This window comes from Pseudomonas sp. SJZ103 (genome assembly GCF_007828335.1).
Taxonomy (GTDB): Bacteria; Pseudomonadota; Gammaproteobacteria; order Pseudomonadales; family Pseudomonadaceae; genus Aquipseudomonas.
Map to the genome: position 1 here is coordinate 22,948 of NZ_VIUN01000007.1, position 13,386 is coordinate 36,333.

Annotated in this window: 11 protein-coding genes and 1 pseudogene; 5 read left to right on the forward strand and 7 right to left on the reverse strand. The window is 61.3% G+C overall.

Translation table 11 applies throughout. The annotated features are described in order from the left end of the window. Window positions 1–282: 282 nt before the first annotated feature. From FBY10_RS16535 to FBY10_RS16545, 3 genes are all read right to left on the reverse strand, one after another. Window positions 283–2,769, reverse strand: a complete 2,487-nt coding sequence (locus FBY10_RS16535; RefSeq protein ID WP_145337064.1) for a TonB-dependent receptor — start codon at window positions 2,767–2,769, stop codon at window positions 283–285. Window positions 2,770–2,875: 106 nt separating this feature from the next. Next, complete coding sequence (locus tag FBY10_RS16540; RefSeq protein ID WP_145337065.1) at window positions 2,876–3,826, reverse strand: FecR domain-containing protein; 951 nt, start codon at window positions 3,824–3,826, stop codon at window positions 2,876–2,878. Continuing rightward, window positions 3,813–4,328, reverse strand: a complete 516-nt coding sequence (locus FBY10_RS16545) for a sigma-70 family RNA polymerase sigma factor (protein ID WP_131700044.1) — start codon at window positions 4,326–4,328, stop codon at window positions 3,813–3,815. The genes FBY10_RS16540 and FBY10_RS16545 overlap by 14 nt, the downstream gene beginning before the upstream one ends. Window positions 4,329–4,488: 160 nt before the next feature. Here FBY10_RS16545 and FBY10_RS16550 point away from each other — a divergent pair, with 160 nt between their 5' ends. Beyond that, window positions 4,489–5,118, forward strand: coding sequence for a LysE family translocator (locus FBY10_RS16550; protein WP_145337066.1), 630 nt, complete (start codon window positions 4,489–4,491; stop codon window positions 5,116–5,118). 11 nt (window positions 5,119–5,129) lie between these two features. On the opposite strand, the gene inhA is transcribed toward FBY10_RS16550, so the two are convergent. Beyond that, window positions 5,130–5,810: an isonitrile hydratase gene (gene inhA, locus FBY10_RS16555; protein ID WP_145337067.1), complete on the reverse strand. Its 681-nt coding sequence runs from the start codon at window positions 5,808–5,810 to the stop codon at window positions 5,130–5,132. Window positions 5,811–5,900: 90 nt separating this feature from the next. Here inhA and FBY10_RS16560 point away from each other — a divergent pair, with 90 nt between their 5' ends. Next, a complete protein-coding gene (locus tag FBY10_RS16560) occupies window positions 5,901–6,869 on the forward strand; it encodes a GlxA family transcriptional regulator (RefSeq protein ID WP_145337068.1) in 969 nt (322 codons plus the stop codon). On the opposite strand, the gene FBY10_RS16565 is transcribed toward FBY10_RS16560, so the two are convergent. From FBY10_RS16565 to FBY10_RS16575, 3 genes are all read right to left on the reverse strand, one after another. Further along, the gene (locus tag FBY10_RS16565) at window positions 6,866–7,765 is read right to left on the reverse strand and encodes an alpha/beta fold hydrolase (protein WP_145337069.1); all 900 of its coding nucleotides are present in this window, start codon (window positions 7,763–7,765) and stop codon (window positions 6,866–6,868) included. The genes FBY10_RS16560 and FBY10_RS16565 overlap by 4 nt on opposite strands. An 84-nt stretch (window positions 7,766–7,849) precedes the next feature. Then, complete coding sequence (locus tag FBY10_RS16570; RefSeq protein ID WP_145337070.1) at window positions 7,850–9,676, reverse strand: glycoside hydrolase family 15 protein; 1,827 nt, start codon at window positions 9,674–9,676, stop codon at window positions 7,850–7,852. Beyond that, window positions 9,669–10,469: a glucose 1-dehydrogenase gene (locus FBY10_RS16575; protein WP_131700038.1), complete on the reverse strand. Its 801-nt coding sequence runs from the start codon at window positions 10,467–10,469 to the stop codon at window positions 9,669–9,671. The genes FBY10_RS16570 and FBY10_RS16575 overlap by 8 nt, the downstream gene beginning before the upstream one ends. A 253-nt stretch (window positions 10,470–10,722) precedes the next feature. On the opposite strand from FBY10_RS16575, the pseudogene FBY10_RS32020 reads away from it, so the two are divergent. The 3 genes and pseudogenes from FBY10_RS32020 to FBY10_RS16590 all read left to right on the forward strand — a co-directional run. Continuing rightward, a pseudogene (locus FBY10_RS32020) lies at window positions 10,723–11,313 on the forward strand (HAD family hydrolase); the annotation flags it as partial. Between the two features lie 123 nt (window positions 11,314–11,436). Beyond that, the gene (locus tag FBY10_RS32025) at window positions 11,437–12,660 is read left to right on the forward strand and encodes a transaldolase family protein (protein WP_131700072.1); all 1,224 of its coding nucleotides are present in this window, start codon (window positions 11,437–11,439) and stop codon (window positions 12,658–12,660) included. Next, a complete protein-coding gene (locus tag FBY10_RS16590; protein ID WP_131700037.1) occupies window positions 12,657–13,385 on the forward strand; it encodes a sulfotransferase family protein in 729 nt (242 codons plus the stop codon). Before FBY10_RS32025 ends, FBY10_RS16590 begins: the two co-directional genes overlap by 4 nt. Window position 13,386 lies beyond the last annotated feature (1 nt).

The following is a 13,386-nucleotide window of genomic DNA, read 5'->3' on the forward strand; positions in this document are numbered from 1 at the left end:
TGCGGGGGTGGCGACTAAAGGCGTGTTCCCTTTATGTGTCAGTCAATTAATTGACTGTGCTGCGGAAGTGGCATGGCAGACGGGTTTGTAAGTCATCTTGTCGGCATTTTATTGACATTCCTTGTCGGGCATTCGGTGATGGGGGTGTGTTTTTGAGTGTAGAAACAAATGTGGGATTTTTCCTGTTTAATGGAAAAACCTTTTTGGAAGGCAGTAGGAAAAGGGCACAAGGAGAGGCTGGCAGGGCGCACTAAGTGCCCTGCCAGCGGGACTTTCGCCGGATTAGAAGTTGCCTTTCAAGCTCACCGTTAAATTACGCGGCTCGCCATAAAAGTTACCCCAGGAGGCTGTTCCGACGGTGTTGTAGTAGGTTTTATCAAACAGATTGTTGCCATTGAGTGCCACCGTCCAAGTGTCATCTACGCGGTAGGCCAGGCGTGCACTCCATATCGCGTAACCCGCCTGCTCGAGCTTGATGGTCTGCACGCGGTAATTGCTGCTCTGGGCGTTGACGCCGGTGCCCACGCTCCATTTCGACAGTGCACCGTCGAGCTGGTAGTCGCCCCACATGCGCAGCATGTGTCGAGGTACGTAGGTGTTGGACGTGCCGCCCTCCAGGGCGGTATCGATATTCTTCAGGGACTTGGTCTGGGTGTAGGTGTAGCCGCCGGATACCTGCAGGCGCTCGAGGACTTCACCGCTGATTTCCGCCTCCACGCCCTGAGCGCGCACCTTACCGCTGTCGGTGTAGCAATAACCGTCGGCAGAGGTCGGGCACTGGGCGATATAGTCGGATTCGGCCGCGTTTTTCTCGACGGCGCGGAATAGCGCCAGGGAGCTGTTGAGGCGCCCGTTGAACCATTCGCCCTTGATACCCAGCTCGTAGTTGTCACCGATCTTCGGCTTGAGCGCGGCGCCATCGAGCGTGGCATAGGAACTTTGCGGCTGGAAGATATCCGCGTAGCTGGCGTACACCGACAGATCTTCGTTGAGGTCGTAGATCAGTGCGGCAAACGGCGTCACTTCACCGGTTTCCCGGGTGCGTGCATCCTGCAAGGCCCATTCGCCCCAGGCCAGGTTGTTGGACTGGCGACGGTTTTCGTACCAGCTCACGCGGCTGCCTACGATAAACATCAACGGCTCGGCCAGGCGCAGGCGCAAGGTGGTGTAGGCGCCGTACTGGGTGGCGGTTTCCTTCACTGTGCCGCCGCGATACATGTTCGGCCAGAAGGTGCTGTTGGCCGGTTCCGGGAAGTGGTGGTCGGGTTGGTAGATGCTCTGGCGCCGGGGCAGGTTCTGGATCGCGTACACATCGTCCTGGGTACCACGGCTGCCATTGGCACCGAGGATCAGTTCGTGTTCCAGGCCGAAGGCTTCGAACTTGCCGTCCACATAGGCGTCGAGGCCGAAGTCCTTGTGGTCGTAGTCCATCAGCGCCGCATAGGAGTTGGCCGTAGGCGTTGGGTTGTCATAGGCAATGGTGCCTTCGCTGGCGGCGTATTTGGTGTCTTGCAGGTTGCGGCTGTGCACGGCCGCAACCTTGAGTTTCCAGTCGTCGTTGAAGTGGTGGGTGAGGTCGGCGAAGAAGGTGGTGCGCCGGCTTTGCCAGTCGTTCCAGGATTGGCCCAGGCAGGTGGAGCGACTGAGGTTGGCGCTTTTGCCGTCGGCATAGCGCGGCAGGCCGCCCCAGCACGGTGTGGCGTCGACGTCTTCATAGCTGGCGCCGAAGCCCAGGGTGGTGTCGGCGCTGAGATCGACATCCAGGGCGCCGTAGAACGCCTGGTCCTGGCGCTTGGAAATGTCCATGTAGGAACCGCGATTCTGTTGGCTGATCGCCGCGCGGCCGCGCACTGTACCGCTTTCATTCAGCGGGCCGCCGGTGTCGACGTCGGCGCGGTAGTTGTCCCAGGTGCCGGCGGACAGCGACAGGCTGGTGGTGGGCTTGGCCTGGGGCCGCTTGCGCACGAAGTTCACCGCGCCGCTGGCGGTGCCGGCGCCCTTGAGCATGCCGGCGGCACCCTTGAGCACTTCCACGCGGTCATAGATCGCCATGTTCGCGCTGAAGCTGTCGGCCTGCACGTAGTCCTTGCCCATGTCCAGGGGCACGCCATCGTACTGGTACTGGCCGAGCATCTTGAAACCACGGGAATAAAAATACTTGCCGCCCATGGGCGATTCGTAGGTGGTGATCCCGGGCGTGCGTTCCATCACGTCATCGATGGTGGTGAGGTTCTGGTCATCCATCAATTGGCGGGTCATCACACTCACCGATTGCGGCGTTTCCCGCAGGCTGTGTTCGCCCTTGCCGATCGTCACCGCGCCCGTGGTGTAGGCTCCGGTGCCATCGGTGGTGGCGCCCAACCGCTCACCGGTGACCGTAGTGGCGCCCAGGTTCAGCGTGCCGCTGTCGGCCACTTGCGGCAACAGCAGCCAGGTACTGCTGCCCTGGCGCTGGGCCTGCAGGCCCTGGCCACGCAGCAACTGGCCGAGCGCCTGTTCGCGGTCCAGGCGACCACTCAGGCCCGGGCTGGTCTTGCCGGCGACGCTGGTGGCGTCGTACGACAGGCTAATGGCGGCCTGGCGCGCGAACTGGTCCAGTGCCGTGGCCAGGGAGCCGGCGGCGATGTTCCAGTCGCGGGCCTGGGTGTCGCTGGCCGGCGTTTCGGCCCATGCGAACGGCGGCGCGGTTGCGCAGCTCAGGCACGCGCCGAGCAAAGCGGCGTGCACCGCGTGCTTGAGGGGTGAACGTGGGGAGGGGAACGCTTGCATGACCGCGGGATGCTCCTGAAGGAAGTGAACAGAACCGGCCTGTTGATCGGCCTTTCCTTACAGGTCGAGCGGCAATGAGAATTCACCTCATTTATTTTCGAGAAAGTTAGACGCGCGGTGTGACGGTCACCCAGTAGCGGCTGCGGTAAGTGACATCGAGCTTGAGTGATTGCGCTACCAGGCCCAGCACTTGATCGGTGTCGTCCAACTGATAAGTGCCCGACACCCGCAGCCCGGCCACCGCTTCGCTGCAGCGCAGCAGGCCGTTGCGGTAGCGGCCCAGCTCGGCGAGGAAAGCATCCAGGCGCATGTTCCGGGCGCTGATCACGCCATCGCTCCAGGCCCAAGGGTCCAGGCCATTGGCGACAAGAGAACGAATGCCTCTGCGGTCGAACAGCACCTGTTCGCCGGGGTCAATCACTTGGCGCACGCTGGCGGCGTGGTTGTCGGCAAACACCGCCACCGTGCCCTGTTGCACGGCGAGCATTGTGCCTTGGGCGTCTTCGCGCACCAGGAAGCGCGTGCCGAGGGCGCGCAGGTAACCGTCACGGGTCTGTACCCAGAAGGGCCGCTTGTCGGCACCGGTATTGACCAGTATTTCACCCTGGCGCAACTGCACCAGGCGCCGCTCCTGATTGAACGCCGTGTCGAATGCGCTGGCGCTGTTAAGTTGGATGCGGCTGCCGTCGTTCAACGCCACCCAACGCCGTTCGCCGGTAGCCGTGCGGTAGTCGGCCATCAAGGCGGGGAGCGGGGTGTAGTCGCGGCCGAGCCAGGTCAGGCCGGCAGCACCGGCCACCAGGCCGAGCAATTTCAACCCTTCGCGACGGCTGATACGTTGCCGCGCACCGCGCAGGGCGTGGCGGCCGACCTGCGCGGGCAGTTGACTGAACTCATCATTCATCGTCGCCACCCGCTGCCAGACCTGCTGGTGTTCGGCGCTGGTGTGCAGCCAGCGCTCGAACGCAGCGGTGCTGGCGTCGTCGGCGACGTTGAAGCGCAGCTTGATCATCCACTGGATGGCCTGGTCGACCAGGCGCGGGTCAGAGGTCGGCATAGCGCAACCGATAGCAGGCGTGCAGCGCCTTGGACAGGTCACGCTCCACCGTGGCCTTGGACACCCCGAGGCGCAGGGCGATCTGGGCACAGGTCAGGCCGTCCAGTTGCGCCAGCAGGAACGCTTCACGCACCCGCGGCTTGAGCTGGTCGAGCAGGCGGTCGATACGTTCCAGGCTGTCGAGAATCAGCAGGCGGGTTTCTTCCGACGGCACGTCGGCCTGGGGGAAATGCGCAAGGCTTTCGAGGTAGGCGCGCTCCAGTTCACGGCGCCTGTATTGGTCGATCATCAAGCTGCGGGCGATGCTGCTCAGGTACGCGCGCGGCTGCAGCACGGCCTGCTGCTTGCGTGCGTTGAGCAGGCGCACAAAGGTTTCCTGTGCCAGGTCGGCGGCACGTTCACGGCAACCGGTGCGTCGGCTCAACCAGCCGCGCAGCCAGGAGTGATGGCTGTGGTAAAGCTGGCCGATGGCGGCATGGTCCAGTGGGTGATCGCTCGACATGGGCATCCTGGCGCAGCAGTCTTAATTGATAATGTTTCGCATTCTAGACGCTGGCCGTGGCCATTCGCAATTACCGATGAACAATGTATCCAGCACAATTTTTTGTTCGCCCTGGGCGCACGCACTAATCTGCAGGCTTTTTCCGGTGGAAGGCTTGAGCATGATCGACCTTGCGACCCTGGCGGTTTTTTCAGGTGCTGTTCTGCTGTTGCTGTTATCCCCGGGGCCGAATATGGCCTTTGTGATCAGCCATGGCGTCACCCACGGCTGGCGCGGGGGAGTGGCCTCGGCCCTGGGCATCGGTGTGGCCGACATGCTGCTGACCGCATTGACCGCCACCGGGGTAACGGCGTTGGTCGCCAGTTGGCCGCCATCCTTTGACGTGATCCGCTATGCGGGGGTGGTCTACCTGCTGTGGCTGGTGTTCAAAACACTGCAGAAAAAACCTGGGCTGGACCCTGCCTCCCTGCACCGCGTGCCCCTTGGCCGGGTGTTTCTGCAGGCGATGCTGAACAGCCTGCTCAACCCCAAGGCGTTGCTGTTTTTTGTGGTGTTTTTGCCGCAGTTCGTACGGCAGCAGGCCGGCTCCATCGCCGTGCAATTGATGCTGTTGGGCGGCGTGCTGACCTTGATCGCTGGGGTGTTTCACGTGCTGCTGGGTATTTTCGGCGGGGCGCTGAGCCGCTTCTTCGCCAGGCGCCCAAAAGGCGCCTGGCTACAGAAATGGGGCTTGGCGACGGTGCTGACCGTGCTGGCGGTGCGCCTGGCGGTGATGTCTCGTCCCGCCTGACTTATACAGGTTCAGCCCAACCGTGCCGCCGCCCGCGCGACGATTTCACCGCGCACCCTGCGCGATTCGGCAGTGCGTTTGTTGGCTTCTTCCCGCACATGCGTGGGCGCTGTGTCGGGGCTGCCTGAATCGAACGGCGGCGCCGGCGCGTATTCAATCTGCAACTGCACCAGTTGCGCCGCTGCTTCGCTGTACAACTCCGCCGCCAGCACCAGCGCAAAGTCGATACCTGCGGTAATGCCACCCCCGGTGAACAGGTTGCCGTCACGCACCACACGTTCCTGTATCGGGATGGCGCCGAGCGGGGCGAGCATGTCGTGGTAGGCCCAGTGCGTCGTCGCCTTGCGCCCGCGCAGCAACCCCGCCGCGCCGAGCACCAGCGAGCCGGTGCACACCGAGGTCACGTAGCGCGCGGTCTGCGCCTGAGCCTTGAGGAAGTCCAGGGTCTGCGGGTCTTCCATCAATGCGCCCACGCCGGAACCGCCGGGCACGCAGATCACATCCAGCTTCGGGCAGTCGGCATAGGTCATGGTCGGGGTGAACACCAGGCCCGTGCTGGACGTGACCGGCGCCAGGTCCTTCCACACCAGGTGCAGCTTCACGTCCGGCAGCGAACCCAATACGTCGTAAGGGCCGGTCAGGTCCAGTTGCTGAATGCCGGGGAACAACAGAAAGCCGATCTGCAAGGTCATGAATGAAGCTCCGAGAAAGGGGTAGACGGCTTTACTCTAGCGGCCTAGGCTTTGGCGAATACGCCATTGAGCCCACGAATCACGCCAATCATGCCCAGAATAGTTCACGTACTCGCTTTCGATAATGCCCAGGTGCTCGACGTCACCGGGCCGTTGCAGGTATTTGCCTCAGCCAATGACCTGGCGCGCCAGCGTGGCGTGCCGTTGCCTTACGCGGTCACGGTGATCGCCGACCAGGCCGGACCGGTCATGACCTCCGCCGGCCTCGCGCTGTTGGCCGAGTCGTTGCCCGCGGTCGACCAACCCTGCGACACCCTGGTAATCGCGGGTGGCTGGGGGGTGTACGGCGCCGCAGAAGACCTTTCGCTGGTGGACTGGGTGCGCGAAAAAGCCCGGCACACCCGGCGCATGGCCTCGGTGTGCACAGGCGCGTTTTTGCTCGCGGCCAGTGGCTTGCTCGATGGTTGTCGCGTCGCCACCCACTGGACCCGTTGCGAAGAACTGGCGCGCAAGTTTCCGGCGTTGAACGTGGAGTCCAATCCGATCTTTATCCAGCAGGGTGCGGTGTGGACCTCCGCCGGTGTGACCGCCGGCATCGACCTGTGCCTGGCCCTGGTCGAAGAAGACCTGGGCCGCGCCGTGGCCCTGGAAGTGGCGCGGCACCTGGTGGTGTTCCTGAAGCGCCCCGGCGGCCAGTCGCAATTCAGCGTGACCCTGTCCCTGCAAAAGGGCGGTAGCCGTTTCACCGAACTGCATGCCTGGATAGCCGAACATCTGACCCTCGACCTGAGTATCCCGACCCTGGCCGCCCAGGCTGGGATGAGCGAGCGCAGCTTCGTGCGCCACTACCGCGCCGAAACCGGCCAGACGCCCGCGCGCGCGGTGGAACTGATCCGTGTCGAAAGCGCGCGCCGGCAACTGGCCGATAGCACGGCGTCGATCAAACGCATCGCCGTGCAGTGTGGTTTCGGCTGCGAAGAAACCTTGCGCCGCAGCTTTATGCGGGCCTTGTCGGTGACGCCCCAGGCCTACCGCGAGCGGTTCTCGCCGGTGGCCTAGGCGAGCAATTCAAGCAGGGCGTCGAGTGTCGCCTGCGGCGCTTCCTGGGGAATATTGTGGCCCACACCGAGCAACACCTGGCGTCGGTAAAAAGCGCTGAAGTGTTCCACATCGTCGTCCTCTTCCGGCGGTGGGCCCACGCCATCATCGGCGCCGCACAGCGAAATGCTCGGCACCGCAATCGCCGGTTGCCGCGCCAGGGCCTGCTCGATGGCTTCCAGCGCCGGATCGCCAGGCGCATACATGAAGCGGTGGCGATAGGAGTGAATCACCACCTCGACAAAATCCGGGTTATCGAATGACGGCGCCGTCTGCCCATACAGCCCCGGCCCCTTGGCCCAGGACGGCGACCACAACGACCACAGCAACTCACAGAGTTCGCGGCGATTGGCCGTCAGCCCGTCCACACCGCGCTGGGTGTGAAAGTAGAACTGGTACCACAACCGATGCTCCGTCGCCGGCGCCCGTGGCGTGAGCGACCTGGCAATGTCCTGGATGTTATAGCCATCGCCGGTCACCAGCCCGCGCACTCGTTCGGGCCACAGCGCCGCGACGATACACGCGGCACGCCCACCCCAGTCGTACCCCGCCAGGGTGGCGCGCGGGATCGCCAGCGCATCCATGAAATCCAGCAAGTCCTTGCCGAGCGCCGCCTGTTGGCCGGAGCGCATCACCTGCGCGTTGATAAATCGCGTAGGGCCGTAACCGCGCAGGTACGGCACCAGCACCCGGTAGCCGCGTTCGGCCAGCACCGGCGCGATCTCGTCATAAGCGCGAGGGTCGTAGGGGAAGCCATGCAGCAGGATTACAGGCTCGCCGTCGGTAGGGCCGTGGGCTTCATACGCCACATCGAGCATGGAGGTGCGCACGTAGAGCATTGGGGGGACGGTGGTCATGATGGGCTCCTGTCAGGTGTTGAAACTCTAGTCGAAAGACATGACGGGATGCCCTGCCTGTGAAGACAGGGCGCTGACTGGATCTCAGGGCTGCCAGGTAGTCTTCTCGCCACTGAGCTTGCGATCCAGGAACGTCGCCGCGCTGATCAAGGCCAGATGGCTCAGCGCCTGGGGCGTATTGCCCAGGTGGCGGGCCTGGCTGTCGAACTCTTCGGCATACAGACCCAGCGGATTGGCGTAGCGCAGCAGTTGTTCGAATTCCAGGTGGGCCTTCTCCACTTGCCCGGCGCGGGCCAGGCACTCGACGTACCAGAACGAGCAGGCGGCAAACGCGCCTTCGGTGCCTTGCAGGCCGTCGATCGCGTTGTCGTCGTTGCGGTAGCGGTAGACCATGCCGTCGCGCACCAGGCTTTTCTGGATCGCCTCCAGCGTGCTCAGCCAGCGCGGATCGGTGGCGGCGACAAAGCGTACCAGCGGCATCAGCAGCATCGAACCGTCCAGTGCGGTGCTGCCGATGTGCTGCACAAAATGCCCGCGCTCTTCGTTCCAGAAGTTGCTCCAGATATCGGCGTAGATGGCCTGGCGCGTCTGGTCCCAACGTGCAAACGGCGCCGGCAACGAGCGCTTGGAGGCCAGGCGGATCGCACGGTCCAGGGCCACCCAGCACATCAGCCGCGAATGCAGGAAGTGATGCTGCTCGCCGCGCATCTCCCAGATGCCCACGTCTTTCTGGTTCCAGATTTCGCAGACCTGGTCAGCGACTTCCACCGTGTGTTTCCAGCCCTCGTGGGAGATGGCTTCGCCGTACTTGTTGACCAGGTACACCGCGTCCATCAACTCGCCATAGATATCCAGCTGGACCTGGTCGACCGCGCCGTTGCCGACGCGCACCGGCTTGGCGCCGCCGTGGCCGCTGAGGTGCTTCAGCTCGGTTTCGGGCAGCTCCTGGCGGCCGTCGATGCCGTATAGGATATTGATCTTGGTCGGCTGCCCACAGCAGTCGCTGACCCGGCCCTTGAGCCAGCGCATATAGGCGTTGGCCTCGTCGACAAAGCCCAGGCGCATAAAGGCGTAGACGGTGAACGAGGCGTCGCGGATCCAGGTGTAGCGGTAGTCCCAGTTGCGTTCGCCAGCGGGGGTTTCCGGCAAGCCGAAGGTGGCGGCGGCGATGATTGCGCCGTGTTTGCGCGAGGTCAGCAGCTTGAGGGCCAGGGCCGAGCGGTTGACCATTTCGCGCCAGCGCCCGCGGTAGTTCGACTGCGCGATCCAGCCGCGCCAGAACTTCAAGGTGTGGTCCAGCGCCAAGTCGGTACAGCCACTGTCCACACGTTCATCGTCCTGGCCGCCGAGTACGAATTCGGCGCCTTCTTCCTGATCCAGGGTGAAGCGGGCCACGGCGGCGTTATCCTCGATCTGCAACGGATGGCTGCCGCACAGGCGCATGCCCGGCTGGCCATCGGCGTTGAAACAGATGCTGGCGTTATCCAGGCTCGCCTCGGTGGGGGCGCGCGCATAGTCATGGCGCACGGCGCAGCGCAGGTGGAGGGTGGCCGTGCCGCTGACCACGCGTACACGGCGAATCAGCAGGGGCAAGTCGTCGATCTCTTCGCTGATGACCAGCAGGTCGGTGATTTCCACCACGGCTTCATCGCTGAGCCAACGGGTTTGCAGCACATTGGTGTCGGGCAGGTAGATCTGTTCGCGGCGGGCGTTGGGCAGGTCCGGGGTGAGTTGGAAAATGCCGGCATCGGGGGTGTCCAGCAGTGAGCAGAAGATCGATGGGCTGTCGAATTCCGGCCAGCAGAAGAAATCGATGCTGCCCTTATCGTTCACCAGCGCCGCGCTGCGCATATCGCCGATGATGCCGTGGGCATCGATGGCGCTTTGTGGTTCGTTTTTCAAATCAACCATTGTCACGAAACTCCGGGTAAAGGCTCATGCCGCCATCAATGAACAGGGTGCTGCCGACCACGTAATCGGAGGCGTCACTGGCCAGCCATACCACGGCGTTGGCCACGTCCTCTACGTCGCCGACCCGGCCATACGGGATCAACTTGAGCAGCTCTTTTTCCGCCGCACCTTCGGTGGCAGCACGGTTGATCGCCGTACGAATCGCCCCCGGCGCAATGCCGTTGATGCGAATGCGCTGTTCACTGACTTCCTGGGCGAGGGTGCGCATCAGCATGTCCACGCCGCCCTTGGACGCCGCGTAATTCACATGGCCGGCCCAGGGGATCAACTGGTGCACCGAGCTCATGTGGATGATTTTGCCGGCGGCACGGGATACGCCTTCACGGATGCCCTGGCGCTTGAAGAGGCGCACCGCCGCACGGGCACAGAGGAACTGGCCGGTGAGGTTGACGCCGATCACGGCGTTCCAGTCGTCGAGGGTCATGTCGACCACGGCTGCGTCCTTCTGCATACCGGAGTTGGCCACCAGGATGTCCAGATGGCCGAACGCTTCGAGGGTCTTTGCGAACAGGCGTTCTACATCGGCCTCTTTAGACACGTCGGCGCCGATGGCAATCGCCCGGCCACCCTCGGCATTGATCTGCTCTGCCAAGGCTTCGGCGGGCGCGGCCTGGCTGTTGTAATTCAGCACCACCGCAGCGCCGGCTTGCGCTAGAGCCTTGGCCGCACCGGCGCCGATACCGGAACTGGCGCCCGTGACCAGTGCTACTTGTTGTTCCAACGAGATACGCATTGCCCACCCGGCCTTAAATTCGTGAGTTCAAGTAGCTGACTGACGGCGCGTAACGGAAGTTCAGCCGTGTGAAATTAGCGACTACAACCATGGTGAAAAATGGAATAACAGAAGAATAAAAAATAACCATAAGATACTAAAAAACCGCTAAAAAGCGTTTGACAGGATTTTTTGCCCCGTGTCTTATAAGCACACATCAACCCGTTCCGCTGGTAGTTCGGAAGTCATGCGGAGTCACCTATAAGAGATGCCTATGTGTTTATCGGCAGCTATAGGGGAACTACCAGAGCAGGGAGCTACGACGTTGCCCAAGTTAGTTATTTTCGATTGCGACGGTGTACTCGTCCAAAGCGAAGAGATCACCCTGTCTGTATTGATCGCCATGCTTAATGCTCAGGTACAGAACGGAAAAACACTTGATAGTGCGTATTTCATTGAGCACTTTCGTGGAAGAAAGATTGCCAATTGTCTGCGCGAGGCAGAACAGTTATTGGGTATTTATTTGACCCCTCAGTTTGAAGAGGACTTCCGAGTTCGAGCGCTGGAAGCATTGACGCTTAATGTAAAAGCGACCGATGGGATACTTGACGTATTGAACGTGCTGGAGATTCCCTATTGCGTGGCCTCGAGTGCGCCGCGCAATAAGATTGAACAGTGTTTACGCCTTGTGGGGTTGTTGCCTTATTTCGAGGGGCGAATATTCAGTTGTTATGAATTGGGGCGTTGGAAGCCTGATCCGCTGGTGTTTTTAACGGCGTGTGAAACTTACAACGTTGAGCCCTGTGACGCGCTGGTGATTGAAGACAGTGTCACAGGGATTCAAGCCGCCGTTGCAGCCACTATACAAGTCCTGGGTTTTGGTCCGGTGTCTCGACATCGAATATTGGCCGAAGCCGGCGCGTTACCTTTTGCCGATATGCGTGAGTTACCGACCCTCATTGATCAAGTTACTCAAGGAGCAAGTGTTGTGGGCACACTGGGTTATATAGAGCGACTTAAACGTAATGATCCCTGTTCGGAAGTGTGGTGGGATTCGTCGCCCGTGGTGTACGCACCATATAAAAAACATTTGTTGGACAAGTACCCGGCGGCGGCGGCCCATATCGAACAGTTGATGCCGCAGGATCTCTCCCAGCCTTGGGGCTTCAGCAGTGTGACCACCAACCCCCGGCTGGTGACGGCGGCGATCCTCGACAAGAAAGAGTATTGGTCGTCGCGTTTTAACCTGGCCAGCCTGTCTCCCGGGGAATTGCGCAAGCAGCTGTACAACGAAGTGATTGCTGAAGGTGCCTCGACGCTCAAGCCACTGTGGGTTCAATCGGCTCAGGCCGACGGCTGGATATGCGCCCAGGTCGATCCTTCGGATGTGCGGTGCACCGAACGCATGACCGCACGAGGCCTGGAGCTGCATCGCCTGGCCGCGAATGTGATGGTGAAAGTGCCGGGCAGCCAGGAGGGTTTCGCGACGATCGAACACCTGGTGGCCCAAGGCGTTTCGGTCAACATCACGTTCTGCTTCACTGTTTCGCAGTTCCAGGCCGGAATCCAGGCAATAGAGCGGGGCATCGCCAGTGCCCGCCGCAATGGTGTCGACACCGGCCGTTGCAAGTATGTGATCACCTTTATGATCGGGCGTTTTTCCTGCCAGCCCGAGTTCGCCTTGCAGGCCGCCGAGCGTGGCCTGGCGCTGGGGCCGGAGGACATGCGCTGGGCCGAGCTAATGATTTACCAGCAGATACAGGCGTTGGTCGCGGGCTCGAAAGTGCCGGTCAAAACCCTGCTTTCCAGTATCAAGGTCGACGTTGACGAGCGTGGCCACAAGCACTGCTGGCACCTGGAAAAGACCGGGCTGACGACCACGTGCTACACGCTGACGCCGGATGTGGTGGAGTTTCTGATCGAGCGTGAAAGCCACGGCAAGCCGGTGGCGCCCGCCCGCGAACCTCAACAGGTGCCGGCGGAGACGTTCGCCAGGCTCATCCGCATTCCGTACTTCTGCGAAGCCTATTTCATCGACAGCATCGAACCCTACGACTTTGGCAATCATGAGGCGTTTATCAACGCCTGCAACGAGGCCAACAGTGCGCATCGGCGCCTGACCGATTACTGCGTGCGCCTGTGTCCGGTAGCGAAGCCTTTCGCACGCTCGCTCAACGCCATCCTGGCTGCTGAATATGGGGTGCTGGCATGAACAAGATGGTCGGGTTGTGGGCGCACCCGCGTTCCCGTTCCACGGTGCTGGAGCGTGTGTTTATCGAGCGGGGGGATTTTGAGGTCTTCCACGAGCCGTTTGCGCATATGGCATTTTCCGCAGATTCAGTGATTCCTTCGGATGAGTGGGATCACAGTTTGCCCACCACGTATCAAGGCATAAAAGAGCAACTGCTCAAGGCCCGGGAAAGTGCCAATGTGTTTCACAAAGACATGTGTTACCACTGCCTGGATGACTTGAAAGTTGACCGGGATTTTCTGGCGCAACAACACAATATTTTTATTATTCGCGAGCCCGCCAGCAGCATTATTTCCCATTACCGGGTACACCCCGATATGCCCGTGCAGGCCATCGGGCATAAAGCCTTGTACGAGATTTTCTGCGTGGTGACCAAACTCATCGGAAAAGTGCCTTATGTGATTAATGCCGATGACCTTGCCGCGGAGCCGGAGCGTGTCATTCGTAAACTGTGTGACTACTTGCAGATTGAATTTCTGCCCCACGCCATGACATGGAAACGCGAATGCCCGCGACAGTGGAAAACCTGGAGAAGTTGGCATGTGGCGGCGGAGAACAGTGAGCGCATTGCGTTGCCGCACACACCACCTATCGATATGGACGCTTTCGATCAGTCGCCAAAATTAAAAGCCCTTTACGAATACCACCGACCCTTCTACGCACGCATGAATGAATTTTGCCAATAAG

Bases quoted from the DNA above. Each gene is read 5' to 3' on its own strand.
- FBY10_RS16535 (WP_145337064.1), bottom strand. From the start codon at position 2,769: ATGCAAGCGTTCCCCTCCCCACGTTCACCCCTCAAGCACGCGGTGCAC.
- FBY10_RS16540 (WP_145337065.1), bottom strand. From the start codon at position 3,826: ATGCCGACCTCTGACCCGCGCCTGGTCGACCAGGCCATCCAGTGGATG.
- FBY10_RS16545 (WP_131700044.1), bottom strand. From the start codon at position 4,328: ATGTCGAGCGATCACCCACTGGACCATGCCGCCATCGGCCAGCTTTAC.
- FBY10_RS16550 (WP_145337066.1), top strand. From the start codon at position 4,489: ATGATCGACCTTGCGACCCTGGCGGTTTTTTCAGGTGCTGTTCTGCTG.
- inhA (WP_145337067.1), bottom strand. From the start codon at position 5,810: ATGACCTTGCAGATCGGCTTTCTGTTGTTCCCCGGCATTCAGCAACTG.
- FBY10_RS16560 (WP_145337068.1), top strand. From the start codon at position 5,901: ATGCCCAGAATAGTTCACGTACTCGCTTTCGATAATGCCCAGGTGCTC.
- FBY10_RS16565 (WP_145337069.1), bottom strand. From the start codon at position 7,765: ATGACCACCGTCCCCCCAATGCTCTACGTGCGCACCTCCATGCTCGAT.
- FBY10_RS16570 (WP_145337070.1), bottom strand. From the start codon at position 9,676: ATGGTTGATTTGAAAAACGAACCACAAAGCGCCATCGATGCCCACGGC.
- FBY10_RS16575 (WP_131700038.1), bottom strand. From the start codon at position 10,469: ATGCGTATCTCGTTGGAACAACAAGTAGCACTGGTCACGGGCGCCAGT.
- FBY10_RS16590 (WP_131700037.1), top strand. From the start codon at position 12,657: ATGAACAAGATGGTCGGGTTGTGGGCGCACCCGCGTTCCCGTTCCACG.